We start from the raw sequence: 20068 nt of genomic DNA, 5'->3' as shown, positions 1-20068 counted from the left end.
TCGAAGAAAGGCTCAGGCCTTGTCGACCACCGTGGGCCAGGCGGCCCGACTCTTCTGGATGGTGGAGATCATCTTGTCTTCGCCCTTGCGCTGGATGATACGCTCCCACTTTTTGGTGGCGGCCCGCATAGCATTTTCAGGTGATTTTTGTCCCGTAAGTGCCGCCTGCAGTTCTTCGTCCAAGGCTGCATCCAAAGCGGTTTGCCCTGCGAAGTTGATGGTGGGCGCTGACCGTGCTACGGTTTCACGGATCGCGTCCATCATGTAGGGGTGATAGGTCTCCTCTACGAAAGGCTCGTTGAAATTAGCCTTTTGGAAAGGATCAAAATAGCCTGACGGGTTGCCTGCCATCCAAGAATACGTGCGTGTGGAACTTAGCCACTGCAGGAAGAGATAAGCCGCCTCTTGATTGGCGCTACGCGAGCTCACGGTTCCGGTGATGTTGTAATAGATCACTGAACGGCGCACGAGTGATCCACCATGGTTCACACCTGGCGGCATATGCGCACTAAGCATGCCTGCCGCGGGATTGGCCGGGCTGCCATCTTCGTTCATGCGATCCACGAACTTGGTCACATTGGTATAGGTCGTCAGGTGCGGTGTCTGCCCGCTGCCGATACCGCTGTAACCCTCAGCGTAGGTCCAGGACAGTACGTCGGGGTGAGACCACTCCTTGGTTCTCACATATTCTGTAGCGGCCTTTATCCCTTCGTCGGTATCAAGGTTCGGACGACCGTTTTCATCGAACCAATACATGTTCGGGATCGCCTGTGCGGCAAAGCGCGCGTAGAAGCGCGGCAGGCCCCAAAATGGCGCCATGTCGTTGCCGTTACCATAAATCTTCACGCCGCCGACACCTGTCCGGCCTGTGAAGAAGGCGCTGATCTGGTCGCTTTCTTCCCAAGTGGTGGGCGGCGCCAGTTTACGACCATACTGAGCTTCAAAAGCATCCGCATGTGCTGGATCTTCGAAGTAGGATTTGTTGTAGACCCAGGTCTGAAAATCGCCATCAAGCGACGCGCCATAGTAGCTGCCGTTGTACTTATAAAGCAGTTCAGCCGTCTGGGCAGTAGGTGTCCCGCGGGTTTCATCCGCCCAGTCGGGCTTATGTTTTTCAACCAGTTCGTCAAGGTTGGCAGCCCCTCCGGCCTCAACCAGATCACCAAGGCTGTTCCAAGGGTGGGTATAAATATCGTAGGCACCGGACTGGGTTGTTACATCCTGCAGCACACGTGCCCAGATGTCGCCTGCAGGCGCGCCTACGATTTCAAGCTCGACGCCGGTTTCAGCTTCCCAGACATCTTTGACGGACATGCCCGAAGGGAATGGCTTGGTGATTTGGCCGATCGCCCCATCTGTCAGGAGCATGGTGATTTTTTGCGGAGCCTTGCCCTCGGCCACCAGCTTTTTCATCGCCTCAATGGCGCGACCTTCAGAATGCGATTCGTTGTATTGGAACCGTTCGGCCCCCGGGAACCCGACGGGTCCGCCTGTCATACCAGCCGCGAACCCCGAGGCGTGAGCAGGCCTCAGGAATTTTGGATTGATGCCAATGGCGGCAGTTGCCGTAAATGCCGCGCCCCCTTTCAGCAATTGCCTGCGTGTCGCACTAACTTTCATCACGTCTCCTCCCTGCGAGATCGATCCTTGGCTTCTTCCAAGTTCAGCACTCAGAGCCAGCCAAACCGCCATAAGCAGCGTCGTAAACGTGACAGTAAACGTTTACATTCGTCAAGCATTAAAACGAAAAAACGCAAGAGGCTCTGACTCGTGGCCCAGTTGGCCACTGAAATCACATTCGATACGCAGAGTTTGATAACTTAACTATATTGCTGTTTTTATATTGTTTTTTTGTATGTCATGACACTTTCATTCGCCGAAATCGAGAAAATTAGCCCCCGCCTCGGCTTGACACCTGCCCAAATCTGGCTGATATAGAAAATGTAAACGTTACCAATTTTTGCTGCGTATGTTGCAATGCGAAGATTCGGCGCCAATGATGGAATCACGGGAGGACACAATGAAAACACTTAAAGGACCGGGGCTCTTTCTGGGCCAGTTCGCGGACGACAAACCGCCATTCAATTCACTGGACGCCATTTCTAAATGGTGTTCGGATAGCGGCTTTGAGGCGATCCAGCTTCCAATGTGGGATGGCCGATTCATAGATGTGGCCAAGGCCGCCGAAAGCAAGGATTATGCAGACGAATTGAACGGCATCGCGCAGGAAAACGGTGTGGTCATCTGTGACACGGCTAGTCACATCCAAGGTCAGCTTTGCGCGGTTCATCCGGCCTTTGACGTCTGGATGGACGGCCTGTGTCCAGAGAATGTGCGGGGCAACCGAAAGGCACGCCAGGAGTGGGCCATCGACCAACTGATTAAATGCGCACAGGCCTCAAAAAACCTTGGCCTGACCGAGCATGCCACATTCTCTGGCGCCCTAGCCTGGCCCTTCTGGTATCCATTCCCGCAGCGGGACGAAGCGCTGATAAACGAAGCCTTTGATGAATTGGCGCGCATTTGGACACCAATCCTCGACGTCTATGATGAATGTGGTGTGGATCTGTGCTTTGAACTACATCCAACCGAAGATCTTTTCGACGGGGTCACCTTTGAGATGTTCTATGAGCGGACCGGCAATCACCCCCGCTGTAACATCAACTACGATGCAAGCCATTTCGTGAAACAGGGGTTGGATTACCTTCAGTTCATTGATTTCTACCACGAACGCATCAAGATGTTCCATGTCAAGGACAGCGAATTCAACCCGTCCGGCAAACAGGGTTTCCTTTCGGGCTATCAGCCCTGGCTGAAACGGGCAGCACGTGACCGCTCGCTGGGGGACGGGCAAACGGATTTCGGCGCGATCTTTTCAAAGTTAACTGAATATGGGTTCGAGGGCTGGTGCGTGTACGAATGGGAAGACTGCATCGAACACCCTGAAGACGCAGCCCCAAAAGGTGCGCGATACATCCGTGACCACATTCGCCGTGTCACTGACAAAACCTTTGATGACTTCGCTGGCGGCAAAGGCGACACCAGCGGCGCCCGGGCAATCTTGGGCCTGGAGTAAGCAAAATGGCAATCGAATCCTTCGGAACAGAAAAGGCAGCCCGTAAATTACGCCTTGGTATGGTTGGTGGCGGTCAGGGGGCCTTCATCGGAGCCGTGCATCGTATGGCTGCACGGCTTGACGACAAATGGGAAATTACAGCCGGCGCGCTGTCCTCAGATCCCACAAGAGCCGAGGCATCTGGTCAAGATTTGGGGCTCGATCCCAACCGCATCTACACCAGTTGGGAAGAAATGGCAGATCGCGAGGCCGCGCGCGAGGACGGCATTGACGCAGTGTCAATCGTAACGCCTAACCAACTGCACTTTGGACCGGCCAAAGCCTTTCTGGAAAAGGGCATCAATGTCATCTGCGACAAGCCCATGACGCTGAACCTTGAAGAAGCCAACGAACTGGTGAGGATTGCCAATGCGTCGCACTGCCTCTTCGTGTTGACGCAGAATAACACTGGTTATCCTATGGTGCGACAGGCACGGGCCATGGTCGCAGACGGAACACTGGGCGAGATTCAGGTGGTCCGCACGTCCTACGTTCAGGATTGGTTGACTACGGCGCTGGATCAGGAAGGTCAAAAGCAGGCCGCGTGGCGCACCGACCCCAAGCTGGCTGGTTCGGGCGGGTCTATCGGGGATATCGGCGTGCATGCCTTTAACCTTGCCGCATTCATCACCGGGCTGGAACTCGAGGAAGTCTGCGCCGACCTGCGTGCTTACGTGCCAGGACGACAACTGGACGACAACGCCAACGTCCTCCTGCGCTACAAAGGCGGTGCCAGCGGCACACTTTGGACCAGTCAGGTAGCACCCGGCAACTACAACCGTCTGTCGATTGAGGTCTATGGCACCAAAGGCGGTATCCAGTGGGTTGGTGAGGATAACGACAACCTCTTCTACACACCGTTTGGCGAACCCACCCGCTGCATCACACGCGGTGGGCCCGGTGCAGTGGAAGTGGCCAATGCCGCTACCCGAATGCCTCCGCGCCACCCAGAGGGCTATATCGAAGGCTTTGGTAACCTTTATTCCAACGCAGCCGAATGCATTTGGGCCCAACGCGAAGGACGGGAACCCGACAGCTTCGCCCGCGACCTTCCGACAGTTGAAGATGGCGCAGTCGGGCTGGCCTTCATTGAGGCCTGCGTACGTTCGAGCGAGAACGGTGCGCGTTGGGAAAAAGTGTCAACCTAAACCAAACCATCAAGGTCGGCGGTCCGGGCCGCCAACCTAAAAACCCATTCGACATTAAGTAGAGGCCCCCCACCTGGAGTACGGAACCCGATGACTCCCCTTGAGGAACGAAACCTACGAAAAAAAAGTATCTTGCTGCATGGGTTAGCAGACATACGCCTTGTTACGCTTGGTGACGGCCCCGGGGTCGGTGGTAGGTTAATCGAGATGCGAACACCCTCAGGTCTAGCCATGGATGTGGCGCTGGATCGCGGCGGAGACATCTTGCGTCTGTCTTATATGGGCCGCGAGATTGGCTGGCACAGCGCCAACGATGCTGTGACACATGCCCCAATCCCCGATATCGAAGGCGGGCTCGGGTTCCTGCGCGGTTTCGACGGTTTCCTGGTCACTTGCGGTTTAGACCACCACGGACCCGCCACCGAGACTTCTGCAAAAGACATGCTCTATCCGCTGCGCACCCGCAACGCCCACCCGCTGCATGGGCGCATTACGGGGAACAAATGTGAAATTCTGGCAAAAGAAATCGACTGGCAGGGTGATCGCATACACTTGCGCACCTGTGTCCGCCAGACCAGCGTCTTTGGCGAAGCGTTGGAGTTGGAGCGGGAGCTTTCACTCTCCCTTTCGAAACCGTCTGTTCACCTGTCTGATCGTGTCACAAATCTCGGCTTCAGACCCACCCGCCATGGCATCCTCTATCATTTCAACATCGGTTACCCAATGCTGAATAAAAACGCACGTTTGGTTGGAAAGGACTGGGCTTTGCGTGATCGACTAGACGACGGCTCGGCAATTCCGTCCAATGATCACGTCGAGATTGTCGATGTCGGCCCGTCGCCCCAGGCGAACTCAACATCGGCCTGCGTAATCGGCATTGAAAACCCCGACATTGGTGCGAGGTTGAAGATCGAATTTCATTCCGGCCAACTGCCTAAAACCGCTTTATGGCGGGCCTTTCAATCTGGAATCTTCGCACTTGGGCTGGAACCGCAGACAGAGTTCAACTCCGAAGCCATCCTTGGTGCACAAGAACAGAAATGCTACGATTTACGTCTGGAAATCGAAGACTTTTAGACGGTAGGCTAAAGTTTCAGCAATACGTCGGCATACGGTCGGCGGTTCAATCCATAGGAAATAAATTTGCGCGGAATCGACGGCTCTCCTCCTTCAATCAAAGACGTTGCCAAACGTGCAGGCGTATCAATTGCCAGCGTGTCTCGGGTCATCAATGACCGCGAGGCTTCGGTATCCAAGGCAACGCGGGAAAAGGTGCAAGAGGCAATTGATGCACTCGGATATCGGCCCAACCGGGCTGGACGTGCACTTAGAGGGCAATCCAATGACACCTATGCCCTTATTATTTCGAATATTTTGAATAACTTCTATGCTTCCGTGGCCTGGGAAATCGAACGACAGCTGAACGATCAGGGAAAGGCCCTGATGATGTTCAACTCCAACGAAGACCCGCACCTTCAGGATAAAGCCCTGGAGGAAATCCGGTCCCGACAGATATCTGGAGTTTATTTGCTTTGCGCCGTTGACAGTGAAAAGCTCGCTGCCTTCCAGTCAGAGATCCCCGTGATTTTTATCAACAGGCGTTTGACCTCGATGCCCGAGGTTCCCTTTGTTGGTATCGACGACTATTCAGCGGCTAGGGAACAAACGTCTGCGATGTTGCGAATTTATGGCCCCAACGTTGCATTCATTCACGGCCCGACCTCTTCAGACACAAGCGCCAAGCGCCTCAAGGGCATGCTTGATGCCTGCGTAGAACTGGGAACCAGCGTACACGAAGCTGACATTCAGGCTGCTGACCTGTCGATGGAAAGTGGATATGAAGTTGCTACGAAAATCCTGTCAAACAAGAAGTACTCCGCCATCGCATGTGGTAACGACCAGATTGCATATGGTGTTTACAGAAGGTGTCGCGAGCTTGGGCTCTCTGTGCCCGACGATATCGCAATTTTCGGATTTGACGACAATCCAATGAATCAATGGCTTGCTCCCTGGCTCAACACTGTACGTGTTCCTCACGCGCAATTTGCAACTGCGGCGGTTGGAATGATGACCAGCGGTGAAAAACCGAAATCCAATCAAAACAAAATTTTACCTTATGACCTAATCCTTCGTGGGTAGCCTGAATAAAGGGATATGATGGAAGGACCATCCTCTGATAGGTCTGGGCGATGGAAGTCATCAGAAGGTTAGCAAAATGGCAGATTTGAACCTTGTCGGCATAGATCTGGTGAAGAATGTACTTCAATTTCATGGTTGCAGCTACGCAGGAGAGGTGGTTTTACGGCATCTTCCGTAGTACGACGGCCTCAGTCAGGTGAAATTTGGTTTCGCTACAGCCGCCCGCAAAACTGAATAGGTGGAAATTGGCACTGCGCAAACAGCCGGCTGAGCAAAGTGCAGCATCCAACAGAAAGGGCTCCTTGCAGACCTCGGTGCAAACGCAGCATAAGCCCCTGCCCCGTTTCCGCGACCTATTCAACGGCCCATTCCTGCCGTTCGACCCTGTTCACCTTCTCTGCGGTGCGGCCCGCCAAAGCTGCCGTTCGCTGCAATCGCAAAGCTGGAAAGCAGACGATGATCAGGAGCACGGCTCTGAGCAGAGATGTAACAGTAACGATCGATGTCGTAGCTCGGCCCACTAAAACAGCCATAGCGGGATTGTGGATTCGTTAGGACCCAAGAGCGGCTGGTGATTTGAATGGCTTCTCCGTGCTTCGAAGTTCTCACGCCCAAACCATCATCGCGGCTCGAACATCTGGTCAGTCGGACGTGGTGATCTCCAATGCCTGTTCCCTCAGCCAATTGACCGCCGGGTTGAAGCGGCTGCGCTCGTGACGGATAAGATAATAGGGGAACCCGCTACTCGGCAGAAACGGAGCTGAACAAAGAGAGGTCAATTTCTGAACTTGTTTTGCCAGCCGCTTGGGGACAGCTGCAACTGCATCCGTCTGTCCGACCAAAAAAGGCAGCGTGGTGAAATAGGGCTGCTGGAATACGGCATTCGAACCATCTCTGTCTTCCCGCATGATCGTATCCGGTTTCAAATCGGTAGTGCCCGGGTAACTGAACTCAATTAGCCGGTAGGGGGTAACGTCCTGCGGACTAAGGACCCGTTCTGAAGCTGCGAGTGCCTCAAGCGGGTGGCCGTGTCGAAAAAGAACTTCGTAGGTTTCATCAAATAGCTTCTGAATGAGCAGATCGTCCCTGGCATCCAAATCCGCGTATAGGAGCAGATCAATCGCTCCATTTTCCAAGTCGCTAAAGCTTTGTGGCACCAGTGGTGAGACTTCGAATTTTAATGCTGGAGCGGTAATGGCAAAGGCGTCCATCATCGGTCCGAGGACAGCAGCTACGCCGTAATCTGTGGAGGCGATGCGATAGCAATGGTTGGATTGGTGCGGATCAAAGGCGGAAGGCCTGAAGACGTTGGCTATCGCCAACAGTGCCGCATCGACCGATTCATTCAGGCTCAGCGCATGATCCGTCAACTGGTATCCGGACTGCGTTCGGATCAGCACCGGATCCCCGATCAGGTCTCGTACCCGGGCAAGAATTCGACTGGCAGCGGGCTGGCTGATCCCCAAATGCAGTGCAGTGCGTGTCACGCTACTTGTTCGAAGCAGGATCTGCAGGAACCGCAGAGTCCGCACATCCAGAGAAGTTAAACCATCATTCATTTTTTGCATGCTCATCATGCTAGCTACGTCATCCCAATTATGCGAGTCGCGAGCTAACTGACAAGCGAAGCCCAACCGGGCGCCCGCCGATCAGGCGTTCTGCCCATGACCTTTTGGGTGTGGCACCCATCAAACTGAACACGAAAGGATAGCAGCAGTGATTACACGACGCATGTTCAACTCAATTGCGATTGCAACATCCATGACCGGAGCTTTCGCCGCCCGGCCCAGCACTGCGGAGGCATCCGGTGACGTAGATCAATCGGCACTTGGCTCTTATGATGTTGAAACGATGTCCTTTGACAGCTCTGGGGAAACCCTTATCGGAAAGTTGTTGAGACCTGCTTCGGAAGGACCTCACCCGGCAGTTGTGATCATCGGGCCTGTTGCATTCGTAAAGGAACAATCGCCCGTGCAATATGCAACCCGCCTGGCATCGCGCGGGCTGGCCGTTTTGATATTCGATCCACGCTATCACGGAGAAAGCTCAGGCACCCCCCGACGCTACGAGTCTGGCGAAGCCAAGGTTGAAGACTGCCAGGCGGCCCTCGGATTTCTCGCCGCTCAGGAAGGCATCGACGCAAGCCGGCTTCATCTTCTTGGGATTTGCCAGGGCGTCAATTGGGCGATCGAAACAGCGGCGACAGACGATCGCGTGGCCTCTCTCGGGGTCGTCGCAGGTCATTATCTGACCGCAGAGACCGCCAGAATGTACCTTGGCAGTGATGCGGAAGTAGAAGCGCGCATGGAACGCGCGACCAAAGCAGCCGCCGATTTCGAAAAAACGGGGGAAGCAAGCTACATTCCAATTGTCGGTTCTGAGGATGCCCTTCTGACGGCAACAGCCATTGCGGACTGGTACCTGCCCTGGGACAACAGGGCCCCTTGGCTGACTTTCAAAGGGGGTTGGGAAAACCGCATCACCGCCATGAGCGAAGCTGGCATTTGGGGCTGGCGGATCGACGAAACAGCCCCTCAACTGAGTCTGCCCGTGTTAATGATCCATGGTGACAGAGCAGCAAGCGGTCAGGACATTCCCCGTCGCATTTTTGAAGATATCGCGTCCAAGCAGAAGACGTTGCATTGGATCGACGGCGCCAACCAGCTTCAGTTTTACGAAGACCCGCTGATCATTGACGCCACCGTCAACGCGCTGGCTCCGCACTTTCTGGCCGTTGGCCGAAACATCTGATGCAGACCGCTTGGTTCGAGAAGGCCGCCCCAGAGCAGTCATCGCAGGGAAAAAGGGCGGCAACGTTGAAGCGCAGCTACACAGGAGAATTAATTGAGATGAAAGCTCTGTCGCTACTGGTTGCCTGCTTTGCAGCCTGCCCTGCTGTCGCCGAACAGCCGCTGCCGCCCTTTACCGAAGCCGTTTTGCCCATGGGGCGCGATCTTTACGCAGTTTCAATTGGACCGGGTGGACCAGATGAAGAGTTCGGCTCAGACGCCACCAATGGCGGGCTATACAAGCTCACTCCCGACGGCGCGACCGAGGAAATCAAACTCTCGGATGGGCAAGGTCTGCGCAATCCGACCGGAATTGTGCGTTCTGGCAACCAGATTGTCATTGTGGACGGCAATGAGGTCATCTCTACCGCGCCGGATGGCACAGTAAACTGGCGGCATGCCGTTAGTGAAGACGGCGTTTTTCTGTACGACATCGAAGCTCTCGACGAGAACACCCTTCTCGTGAGTGATTTTGGGCGCGGCGCATTCCTATCGGTCGCAACCCAAACCGGACAAATTCAACCTTACCTCGACGATTTGCGCATTGGTGGACTTGCCCGCTTTGCGATCACAGAGACAGGGATTTACGCGGTGTCCTGGGGCAGCGACGACGCTTGGGATAGTGCCTTATATCGGGTTCCGCATACAGACAACGGGGATACCGCTGTGATTGTTTCAAACGGTTTCGGTAATTTGGAATCTGTTGAAAGCATTAACGACACAGTTGTTGTCGGAGGATATCGGGGTCACGAAGAGTATCCGAATGCGAAGCTTTTGCGCGTTGCAACTGATGGGACCATTCATCCGCTGAGCGCCGGGTCTCATTCGCGCGGGATTTCCGATATACTCTTCGATGGGTCGTCAATTTGGCTGACTTATTTCTATGACGCATCCTATGCGAATTTGCCGTCTCAGGCAGCACAATATCTCGACTAAAAGGCGCACGTACTCTGGCTTCCGTGGCGCAAGGCTTCCGCCTGCAGCATTTGCACCGAGAGCTAACTGGCGGCCCAAGGCCGCTGTCTAGCTCTGTTACCCACCGCTGCGGATGCAGCCCGCTTAGCAGACATTCGCCGTTCGAACTGGTCTGGGCCGAGGTATAATTTGGCTGTGTGACGTGATCTTAAGGCCAATTGTCTCCCGCATGATCAGTTTTGCGACTGTATTCCCGATTTCCTCACGGATGGGGGCGGCTTCGATTATCTCTTCCTCATGCCAAGCAACATTCAGATGCGAGGCAGAAAATGGATCAAAGAAAAGGAAAGAGAAATGGCAAATCCACGCCCTACGAACGGCCCGTCAACCACCGGAAACAAATCTGGTTCTGGCCGCGGAAACAATCCGCCTAAGGGGAAATAAGTAGCCTCTAGCCAGCCGCGCGCAGCACGCACAAAGGCTTCTGCAAAAGGCTCGGCCACGACAGTTACTGAAAGAAATGATTGGGATGGTGGTTGCGCCGCCATCCCGTTATCGAGGTGCAAAGTGTATTATTCAAAAGACAAAGAGTTGAGCAAGGTGATTGCAAAAGAAGTGACGTCTGGGGCGCGTTATGTCTCTGGAAAAAAATACTCAAAGCTATCCTTGGAAGGTGGTGGTGTGTTGGTATTCTCACGAACGCCGAGTGATCGACGGGCGTTTCGGAACGTGAAGGCGGAACTGTCAAGGTTACACCGACAACAGGCCGGGGTGTGACCATGCCCGAAACTCTGTCGAAAGCCCAACTTCCAACTTCACACACCGCACTCCTTTACGTTGCGTCGCTATTCTGCTCTCCGAAATGGCAGCACGCAGAACGCCGCCGTTACGCAAGTTCGGAGATGCGATTGGAGAAAGGGGTTGGCCGAACGCTCGAGTTGCTTGACCTGCTAAGGCAGTCGTTGTGTCTGGAGCAATCATCAACCCTATGGGGCGATGCTGTTGAGCAAGCCATTAAGTTCGGGCTTTCCCTGGATGCGTTGGAACTCCACACGCGGACATTCTCGGCAACTCCGCAGCAGGCGCTTTGGGTGCTTCTGGCGTTCGACGTTATGCCTGCCCTTGGCAGAACGTGGGGCTTCTGGTGCCTGGACGAAGCGCATTTGCCTCAGATGCCCGAAGACGACCTTTGGTTTTTGCCGCATCAAGACCCTGCAAACCCAAATCGTTTGATTTTGCCGGTCGAGACACTAATGACTTGGTGGCTCGAGCAGATTGATAGCCCGTTGCGCCGTCTCTGGGGAGAAGTCGATGATGAAAGGGCGCATAGTATCCGTAATTGGAAATCAGGCGACACAACACCAGCGATATCGCGGATCATGGAATGGTTTGGCGACGATCATCAGTTTTCATACAAGAATGCAGACGAAGCTCATCTGTCGACAACGCAGCTTCGCTCATTGTTGCTTTGGGCGCGTGCATTGGAGCAAAGCTACAAGGATCTCGTTGGTTTCCTGACGCCAGATATCGAGCCGGACGACGCGGATCCCACGCACAACAAGGCGTTGCAGTTGGTTGAGCTTTTTAGATGGAGTCATGAGGCCACATTACTCAGCCACAATCCCTCGGTCGAGCGAGAGAGAGAGGGTTCTCTGAATCTTTCCCTAAATGGGCAAAGAATAGTGTGTTCTCCGCTATCACAAATGACAGCAAAGGAAATTTGCCCGCGCCAGAAACCGTAGCGAAATTTTTATCCCTGCTTTTCAGAAGTCTACCTGATGACAATTTGTTGCCCGACATTTTCAACGACTTAAAAGCCAGATCACACAAAATGTGGCTGCCCAACACTGAAGGGATACAAGAGCGAAAGATCATTCAAGATATATTCAACGAGGTTATGGAGGACTGGGGCTCCGACTGCTCAGATCGACAGTTCCTTGTGGCACGAGGAATTGCAAATCTACGAAGCCAATCGCGTATTGCCGAGTTTGAATCGGACCTCCTCTTTCTGTGTGCCCTTAACGCAATCTCGGCTGGTAATTTTGACGAAGCGCGCGAACATGCAAAAGCGGCCTTGGACCTTTGCATGACGCGGTCTATCGGACCGCTAAAGTTGGAAATGGCAAAGCTCAACTTCTCACTCGCTGTTGCTCAGGATTCTTTCAACAGAAATAGCGCAGAGCGCAGTTTCCGACTTCTTTGCAAGTCAGTCGAGCCTGAAGTGGTTGCTCGCTGGAAACTCGGCGAAGGCCCTATCGATTATTCAATGCGCTTGGCCGCCGCCGATCATGCCGAGTGGTTCTGGGGCAACATTGTTCGCCCTTACGAAGGGGTGGAAATCGAAGGACCGCTTCACGAGAATTCCGAGATTATTCGCGCATACGCAGGTTTGCTTTTCTCTGGAGCTCCCGAGGTGGAAGTGCGCGGTTTTATCAAGAAATTTCGCGGCACGTTGAAGCGTAAGTTGCGAAATGTGCGTGGCGACACGTTCTTCACTGTGACATCAAAGATGGTGACGGATCTTGTGCGTGCTATGAGGCAAATGCCGACCTATCACGAAATCCCCAAAGAACCCTCTGAACTTGCCAATTCGATGGCCGAAACGCATTTGAAGCTGGTTAGCTTGCTGCCCACGGATGTTCTGAATGCGCGGGACTATTTGAAACAGACTGCACTGATGCTGGCGGCCGAGCGAAAAGATGTAGAAATGATAAACGCCCTCATTGACCGCCATGTGGATGTTGACGCGCAAGACGCACTTGGTCGGACGGCATTGCATTCAGCCGCCAAGGTCGGAGCTGATCGATGTTTTGAAGTTCTTCTTGCTGCTGGCGCGAACCCAACACTCCAAACATATAGCGGTAAAACACCTGCCATTTTTGCCGCTGAATTTGGGCGGGCCACGATCTTCGAGATGAGATTGGCATGCACGGCATATCAAACGGGTAGAAGCGAGCTTGAGGAAGCGCATAAACTGGCGCAGGACTCTGCAGAGGATTTCAAGGCAAAGCGCAAGGCATATGCCATCCAGGGATATGAAATTGCAGGACGGAAGGGCTTTCGGAGGATTGCTGAGCTCACGTTGAAGGTTCTGGAGGAGTGATTTCTTGGAGTTTGGGTGGCGAGCGCGGCCCTTTCCGGACATTCACCCCATAGTTTCCGTGCTGCGGCGCAGCCCGTCGAACCTGCCGTTCGCTGCGAGCGCAAAATCAAAGGCTTCCTGAACTCGCGAAATGCGGGACAAAACCGTCATTGGCATTCGTGATCTGAACCGCCGCTTTCTGTCCTTCGCGCCGGCGGTAAAAAACAGCAAAAGGATAATCCGGACCTTCTCTGCTCTCGCGAAAAGCCATTCCCAGTCTTGGTTAGCGGTCATTCGATGGCGTTTGCATGAATTGGCCTATTGGTTCGCTTGAGCATGCAAACAGAGAAAACACCAGACGTGGTCGGCCTGGTTATCTTATCAGGATTTTTGATTGCCTGTTTCGAGGCTTTGCAACCCGCTTGGCGAGTACGACACAACTTTGGCGCGGTCTGTCCAAAAGGTTTTTGTGAATTCGATAAGTGATCGGCAGCCTTTTATGATATTGTTAAATATGTGAAAATATATTTTTGCGCAGGGCTCACGACCGTGCCGTGAATATTTATGCTTTCTAAATATACAAATTCTCCCCTCATTCTCCACCGCTATGTTAGCGTTATCGCTTTGAGATTGACGCTTGTTTTCACCGGTTAGCCGGCATCCAGCACAATTTGCGAAGCATTTCATGCTGCCAAACCTATCGGTCTGGCAGCTAAGGAACATACACTGGAGGAAATATGTCCCTGTTGCAGACCATTACCCGTAGAGCCGCTTTGCTTTCTGTCGCCGCTGTCGCACTAACTGCCGGGACAGCGTATGCAGGCGATGTCAAAATTGGCTTTCTGCTGAAAACCATGCAGGAAGAGCGCTACAAGCGTGACCGCGCCGCGTTTACTGCGAAAGCCGAGGAACTGGGCGCCGAAGTCATCTTTGATTCAGCGAACAACGACGAGCTGACCCAGCTGGCGAAATTTGAAAATATGCTCGCCAAGGGTGCGAACGTCATCGTTTTGCAGCCTGTTAACACTGGTACCGCCGGTAGCATGGTCAGTATGGCAAACAGCGAAGGTGTGCGCGTTGTCGGGTATGACTCGATGCTCGTGGACGGGCCGCTGGATGCGATGGTGATGCAAGACAGCTGGGCCGTGGGCCGCCTGCAAGGCGAAGCCATGGTCGATTGGCTGCAGGAGAAAAACGGAGAGGTGTCCGGCAAGATCGCCCTGATTCAAGGTCAACCCGGCGACTCTAACGCGATTGCCATGAGCAGCGGTGTGTTGGAGATTGTCGAAGCGAACCCGGGGTTGGAACTGGTAACAAATCAGGCGCATGAAGGTTGGTCATCTGAGAAGGCCATGGCGACTGCGGAAAACACGCTGACCTCTAACAGCAACAGCATCGACGCGTTTATCGCCAACAACAGCGGCATGGCTCGTGGTGTTATCGCGGCACTGGAAGCACAGGGGCTGGCGTCATCAGACAAAGTGTTTGTAGCCGGATCTGATGCCGACTTGGCCAATATTCAATATGTTGCGCAAGGCAAGCAGGCTGTCGAAATCTGGAAGCAGATCGATCCTCTGGCTGAAACTGCAGCAGCGGTGGCGGTTGCCTTGGCTGCAGATCCGGAAACTGCGCCTGCCGATCTTGTCAAAGTGGACAAGGTTATCAACAACGGCTTCGCCGACGTACCGACAATCGTGACCCCCATCACGCTTGTGACGCAGGACAACATCGATGACACGATCATCGCTGGCGGCTTCTACTCTAAAGAAGAAGTCTACGGGAACTGATCCTCCGGACTGTTTCCTGAAGGAGGGCGTTTCGCCATCTGGCTAACTATGCGTGTACTCCCCGCGCGCGGCTTCATGGTGCCCTCCTTCCTTAAACCCCTCGCGGCAGGATTGCCGGTCAGGGTGGGGAGTGTCCGAAACACCTTTCTGAATGTGATGGGAAATAGCATGTCTGAAGTAGTCCTGAAAATGCAGGGTATCATCAAGGATTTTCCCGGAGTTCGCGCCCTGAACAATGTGAATTTCGAAGCCCGCTCGGGTGAGCTTCTGGCGTTGATGGGAGAAAACGGAGCGGGCAAATCCACGTTGATGAAAGTGCTCAGCGGGGTTTGGCCCTACCCCACCTACGAGGGCGATATCTTTCTGCGCGGTGAAAGAGTCCGGTTCGCGAATACGAAAGAGGCGGAGGCGGCTGGCATTGGCATCATCTATCAGGAACTCAACCTGATCCCCGGTTTGTCGGTTGCGGAAAACATCTTTCTGGATCGCCAGTTCACTGACGCCAAGGGCAGGATCAACTGGAACCAGACATTTGCGGAAACACAAAAGCTTCTGACCGAACTAGGTATCAACGACATTCGTCCGACAGATCTGGTGCAGAACATCACTGTGGGCAAACAGCAGATGGTCGAAATTGCAAAGGCGCTGTCGCTCAAGGCCGAGATACTGGTGCTGGACGAACCGACGTCGGCGCTGACAGATAAAGAGGTCAAGGATCTCTTCCGTATCATCCGCAAGCTGAAAGCTGATGGTGTCTGCATGTGCTACATCTCGCACAAGATGGAAGAGATCGAGCAGATCGCCGACCGGATTGCGGTTCTGCGCGATGGCCAGACCATCGGTGAAGTCACGCCTATCGCGGATATCACGCTTGATCAGATCATCGCCCGAATGGTCGGGCGCGACATCAAGGATATGTTCCCCAAGGTCGATTTCACACCGGGTGAGGTGACTTTGGAAGTCAACGATCTGTCCGTCACAAACCCCGACCTGCCTGGCAGCTATCTGGTCAAGAACGCCAGCTTCGTTGCCCGCAAAGGCGAGATATTGGGCATCTCCGGGCTAATGGGCGCAGGTCGAACTGAGTTGGTCGGTGGCGTATTCGGTGCCTATCCGGACCAGACCACCGGTGAGGTGAAGCTGAACGGGCAAAAGCTGAACATCAAATCTCCGAAAGATGCAATCGATGCCGGTATCGCACTGCTGACCGAAGACCGTAAGGCGCTGGGTTTGTTTCTCGACAAGTCCATCTCATTCAACACGACGATTTCCTCGCTCGAGACGATCAGCTCAAAGGTTCTGGGCATTATCAACACCCAGCAGGAGCGCAAAGTCGTTAAGGAATACGTCGACCAGCTTGGAGTCAAAACACCGTCGATTGACACCGTTATCGGAACGCTCAGCGGCGGCAACCAGCAGAAGGTCATTCTGGGTAAGTGGCTGAACTCGCGGCCCGATGTATTTATCTTGGATGAGCCTACACGCGGGATCGATATCGGCGCCAAGGTCGAGATTTACAAGCTGCTGAACGAACTGGTCCAGCAAGGTGTCACCGTCATCATGATTTCTTCGGAACTGCCCGAGGTTTTGGGCATGTGCGATCGGATTCTGGTGATGTGCGAAGGCGAGATCGTGTCGAACTTTGAACGGGACGACGCGAAGAAAGAAGCAATCATGGCGTATGCCACCGGCAGCGCATAAGGGAGGAAGCAAATGAGTGCTGACAGCAACGTTGCAGGTGTTGGCGTCAATGGCGCCAAGGAAAACCACCTGATAAACTTCATAAAGGACAATGCGACGCTAATTGCATTAATCGTGCTTGTCGTCGGGCTCAGCTTTGCCGACGACGCGTTTTTCACCGCGCGAAACCTTAGCAACCTATCCCGTCAGGTTACCATCATCGGGATCATTGCCGTAGGCATGACCATGGTCATTCTGATTGCGGGTATTGACCTATCCGTTGGCTCTGTCGTCGGGTTATCAGCGGTCGTCTGTACGCTCATGATGCAATGGGGTGTGCCGACAATATTGGCGGTGCCTGCAACCCTTTTGATCGTGGGTGTCGGAATAGGTCTGTGGAACGGGTTCTGGATAGCAAAGTTCAACATACCACCATTCATCATAACCCTTGGAATGCTGACCATTGCACGCGGTTTGGCTCTGACCCTGACCAACGGCAGTTCTGTACCGGTAACGAGTAATGTGTTTCCATTGATTGGTGGGGCTTATATTCCGCCGATGATGTCCAGTATCGTGCTGATCGTGTGTGCTGCGCTTGCTGTCTATTCGATCTTCCGCGACGTTCAACAAAGCAAAGCTCACGGCGTGGAAGTGAATATGCAAGAGCTGCTGGTCAACGGGGCGGTGATGATTGGTGGTTTTGCTTTGGCCTTCCACGTGTTCACCAGCTACAAAGGGATCCCTGTTCCAGTCGCGATCTTTGCAGTCATCGCGTTTGCCGGAATCTATACGCTGAACAGCACCCGATTTGGTCGCCGCCTCTATGCGCTTGGCGGAAACGAGGATGCGGCTCGCCTGTCCGGCATCAACGTCGTCCGCACCAAGATGATTGTCTATACGGTCATTTCGGTCCTGTCGGCCCTGGCTGGTATCATCTTGGCCTCGCGTCTGAACGGTGCCTCGCCCAACCTTGGAACGATGTTCGAACTTGATGCGATTGCGGCCGTTGTTATCGGCGGTACCAGCTTGGCCGGTGGCTCGGGCAAGGTGAGCGGAACCATCATCGGTGCTCTGCTGATTGGCGTGCTGAACAACGGTATGAGCCTGCTTGGGGTGGTCACGTTCTATCAGCTGATCATCAAGGGCCTGATCATCATCCTCGCCGTCTGGTTCGATGTGATGCAGAAGAAATAAAGCTGCAGGTCTGCCCCCGGTCATACGTACCGGGGGCAACGCCAAAATCCCCTAAATCTTGAATGACAGTTGGGAGGTAAGCGATGGTCCAGTCCATTTTAGCAACCTTACGCACAAATGGCCTCAAAGCTTTGGGTTTGGCCGGCCTTCTATCCGCATCGCTGCCAATGATCGCGGCAGCGCAGGACAACGCTACAATCGGGTTCCTGCTCAAGACCATGCAGGAAGCCAGATACCAGACTGACAAATCCCTGTTCATTGCACGTGCGGAATCCCAAGGCGCAGATGTGATCTTTGATAGCAGCGGCAATGATCCATTGCGTCAGTTGCAGCAGGTTGAGCAAATGCTGGAATCGGGGGTGGACGTTCTGGTCCTGCAACCCGTCAACACCGCAACCGCTGGTGCCCTTGTTGATTTGGCCCACGATCAAGGCGTCAAAGTCGTCGGGTACGACTCGATGCTGCAGGACGGGCCGCTTGACGTCATGGTCATGCAGGACAGTTGGGCTGTCGGGCAGCTTCAGGCCGAAGCGATGGTGGACTGGCTGAATGATACCCGCGGCGAGGTCAAAGGTCGGGTCGCCCTGATCCGCGGTCAGCCTGGTGATGCCAATGCCGAAGCGCTCAGCAGTGGTGTGCTGAAAGTGATTGCCGATCATCCTGGGCTCGAGCTTGTTGCGGATCGCAGCCATGTAGACTGGTCTCCCGATATGGCCAGAGACACTGTCGAGAACCTACTGGTCGAATATGACAACGACATCGATGCGTTCATCGCCAACAACAGCGGGCTTGCCTATGGGGTTCTGGCAGCATTGTCGGATGAGGATCTGGCATCTGCTGATCAGGTCTTTGTTGCCGGGTCAGATGCTGATCTGAAGAATGTCCAAATGGTCGCCAATGACATACAGGCGCTGGAAATCTGGAAGCAAATCAAGCCCCTGGCCTATGAGGCGGCGGATATTGCCGTGAAAATAGCGCAGTCTCCGGATGCCGAAATCAGCGAATTGATCGGTGAGCATTCGCTGATCGACAATGGTTTCGCGGAAATCCCGACGGTTATCACCCCTGTTTTCGCAGTGTCAAAAGATACGATCGACAGCACGGTGATCGACGGCGGGTTCTATACCAGCGAACAGATCTATCAGAACTGAAGCTGCTATAATCACGCATACGCCCGTCGACGAAACAGCGAATAAAAGCAAGGGACCGAAATGTCTGACAAGATCAATGTCGCAGTCCTTGGCCCGATCCCAAGGGACAATATCACCAGCTATCAGGGTGAGAAATTCAATAAATATGGCTGCGCGGTCTATACGGCGGTCTGTATGTCCTCGCTGGCCGGTCCGGGTTCGCGGATCAACGTTGTCAGTCATGTGCGCAGGTCAGATTTCGACAAAGTTCGCACCTTGCTGTCTGAATTTCCATATCTGGATGTTAGCCATGTCACCGGCGATGCAGATCAGGGCGCGGTGATCGATCTGGTTTACGTCGATCAGAACCATCGCAACGAAAAGCAAACGGGTTTCATGAACCCGATCCTGCCCGACGACATCGAAGACCTGATGGATTGCGAGGCTTTCGTTTTCGTTCCGATCACGGATTTCGAGGTTCCGTTGGAAACGATCCGATACATCAAGGCCAACAGCGATGGTCTGGTTGTATTTGATGCGCATGGTCCCACCAGCGGGTGTTCAGCACATGGCGAACGGTATCATAAATTCTGGATCGATAGAGATCGCTGGCTTCCGCATATCGACCTTCTAAAGATGAATTTGGAGGAGGCTCAATGCAGTTGGTTCAAGGGAGAATATGGTTCTGACGAGTTGCAGGAAATAAGCGAACTCACGATGGACCAGTTGCCCAAGTTCGCCCAACACTGCCTGGATCTGGGCGTCAAGGCGCTCTACGTCACGCTGGATCAACACGGCTGCGCCGTCTACCACAAAGATGAAACCGGCCGGATGCGGGAACATCTGGTCAAGCGAGTGCTTGTCGAGGATGTGGTCGACACCACGGGCTGCGGTGACAGCTTTGCTGGTGGCTTGGCTTTTGGCTACCTCAAAACTGGCGATTTCGTCAAAGCCTGCCAGTTCGGAAACTGTGCAGGAGCGCAGCGCTGCTCGAGCAGCGAGCTGGATGTCTACGGATCGCTGGAAGAAACCGAACGTCAGATTGCCGAAACCTACGGCGACTGAATTATCCGAAATATCACCCGAATG

The 20068-nt window shown here is 53.9% G+C and carries 16 protein-coding genes; 13 read left to right on the top strand and 3 right to left on the bottom strand.

Features of this window, described 5'->3' with window-relative positions:
* Positions 1-12: 12 nt before the first annotated feature.
* Positions 13-1620: an ABC transporter substrate-binding protein gene (locus tag ACR0LF_RS18420; protein WP_480582681.1), complete on the bottom strand. Its 1608-nt coding sequence runs from the start codon at positions 1618-1620 to the stop codon at positions 13-15.
* A gap of 400 nt (positions 1621-2020) precedes the next feature.
* Here ACR0LF_RS18420 and ACR0LF_RS18415 point away from each other — a divergent pair, with 400 nt between their 5' ends.
* The 4 genes from ACR0LF_RS18415 (at position 2021) to ACR0LF_RS18400 (ending at position 6402) form a co-directional block, all read left to right on the top strand.
* The gene (locus ACR0LF_RS18415) at positions 2021-3076 is read left to right on the top strand and encodes a sugar phosphate isomerase/epimerase family protein (RefSeq protein WP_480582683.1); all 1056 of its coding nucleotides are present in this window, start codon (positions 2021-2023) and stop codon (positions 3074-3076) included.
* A 5-nt stretch (positions 3077-3081) separates the two neighbouring features.
* Positions 3082-4263 carry a Gfo/Idh/MocA family protein gene (locus ACR0LF_RS18410; RefSeq protein WP_480582685.1) on the top strand — a complete coding sequence of 394 codons (1182 nt, stop codon included), beginning with the start codon at positions 3082-3084 and terminating at the stop codon, positions 4261-4263.
* 90 nt (positions 4264-4353) lie between these two features.
* Positions 4354-5340: a DUF4432 family protein gene (locus tag ACR0LF_RS18405; RefSeq protein WP_480582686.1), complete on the top strand. Its 987-nt coding sequence runs from the start codon at positions 4354-4356 to the stop codon at positions 5338-5340.
* Between the two features lie 66 nt (positions 5341-5406).
* Positions 5407-6402: a LacI family DNA-binding transcriptional regulator gene (locus tag ACR0LF_RS18400; protein ID WP_480582688.1), complete on the top strand. Its 996-nt coding sequence runs from the start codon at positions 5407-5409 to the stop codon at positions 6400-6402.
* A gap of 641 nt (positions 6403-7043) precedes the next feature.
* Here the strand turns inward: ACR0LF_RS18400 and ACR0LF_RS18395 are convergent.
* Positions 7044-7961, bottom strand: coding sequence for a LysR family transcriptional regulator (locus ACR0LF_RS18395; RefSeq protein WP_480582690.1), 918 nt, complete (start codon positions 7959-7961; stop codon positions 7044-7046).
* A 157-nt stretch (positions 7962-8118) separates the two neighbouring features.
* On the opposite strand from ACR0LF_RS18395, the gene ACR0LF_RS18390 reads away from it, so the two are divergent.
* Together ACR0LF_RS18390 and ACR0LF_RS18385 are read left to right on the top strand one after the other, a co-directional pair.
* On the top strand, positions 8119-9153 hold the full coding sequence (locus ACR0LF_RS18390) for an alpha/beta hydrolase (protein ID WP_480856448.1): 1035 nt from the start codon (positions 8119-8121) through the stop codon (positions 9151-9153).
* The gene (locus ACR0LF_RS18385; RefSeq protein WP_480582694.1) at positions 9153-10127 is read left to right on the top strand and encodes a hypothetical protein; all 975 of its coding nucleotides are present in this window, start codon (positions 9153-9155) and stop codon (positions 10125-10127) included. The genes ACR0LF_RS18390 and ACR0LF_RS18385 overlap by 1 nt, the downstream gene beginning before the upstream one ends.
* A gap of 290 nt (positions 10128-10417) precedes the next feature.
* Here ACR0LF_RS18385 and ACR0LF_RS18380 read toward each other — a convergent pair whose 3' ends face one another.
* The gene (locus ACR0LF_RS18380; protein ID WP_480856447.1) at positions 10418-10654 is read right to left on the bottom strand and encodes a hypothetical protein; all 237 of its coding nucleotides are present in this window, start codon (positions 10652-10654) and stop codon (positions 10418-10420) included.
* A 231-nt stretch (positions 10655-10885) separates the two neighbouring features.
* On the opposite strand from ACR0LF_RS18380, the gene ACR0LF_RS18375 reads away from it, so the two are divergent.
* The 7 genes from ACR0LF_RS18375 (at position 10886) to ACR0LF_RS18345 (ending at position 20044) form a co-directional block, all read left to right on the top strand.
* Positions 10886-11848 (top strand): hypothetical protein, encoded by a 963-nt coding sequence (locus ACR0LF_RS18375; RefSeq protein WP_480582698.1) that lies wholly within the window; start codon positions 10886-10888, stop codon positions 11846-11848.
* A 47-nt stretch (positions 11849-11895) separates the two neighbouring features.
* Positions 11896-13209 carry an ankyrin repeat domain-containing protein gene (locus tag ACR0LF_RS18370; protein WP_480856446.1) on the top strand — a complete coding sequence of 438 codons (1314 nt, stop codon included), beginning with the start codon at positions 11896-11898 and terminating at the stop codon, positions 13207-13209.
* 716 nt (positions 13210-13925) lie between these two features.
* A complete protein-coding gene (locus ACR0LF_RS18365) occupies positions 13926-14975 on the top strand; it encodes a substrate-binding domain-containing protein (protein WP_480582701.1) in 1050 nt (349 codons plus the stop codon).
* A gap of 168 nt (positions 14976-15143) precedes the next feature.
* Positions 15144-16676 (top strand): sugar ABC transporter ATP-binding protein, encoded by a 1533-nt coding sequence (locus tag ACR0LF_RS18360; protein WP_480582703.1) that lies wholly within the window; start codon positions 15144-15146, stop codon positions 16674-16676.
* A gap of 12 nt (positions 16677-16688) precedes the next feature.
* Positions 16689-17849 (top strand): sugar ABC transporter permease, encoded by a 1161-nt coding sequence (locus tag ACR0LF_RS18355; protein WP_217354249.1) that lies wholly within the window; start codon positions 16689-16691, stop codon positions 17847-17849.
* A gap of 83 nt (positions 17850-17932) precedes the next feature.
* Positions 17933-19000 (top strand): substrate-binding domain-containing protein, encoded by a 1068-nt coding sequence (locus tag ACR0LF_RS18350; protein ID WP_480582704.1) that lies wholly within the window; start codon positions 17933-17935, stop codon positions 18998-19000.
* A 60-nt stretch (positions 19001-19060) separates the two neighbouring features.
* Positions 19061-20044 (top strand): carbohydrate kinase family protein, encoded by a 984-nt coding sequence (locus tag ACR0LF_RS18345; protein WP_480582706.1) that lies wholly within the window; start codon positions 19061-19063, stop codon positions 20042-20044.
* Positions 20045-20068 lie beyond the last annotated feature (24 nt).

The organism is Ruegeria sp. E8, from assembly GCF_056533985.1.
Note: the sequence above shows the minus strand (reverse complement) of the source record. Positions and strands in the feature narration are given on the sequence as shown.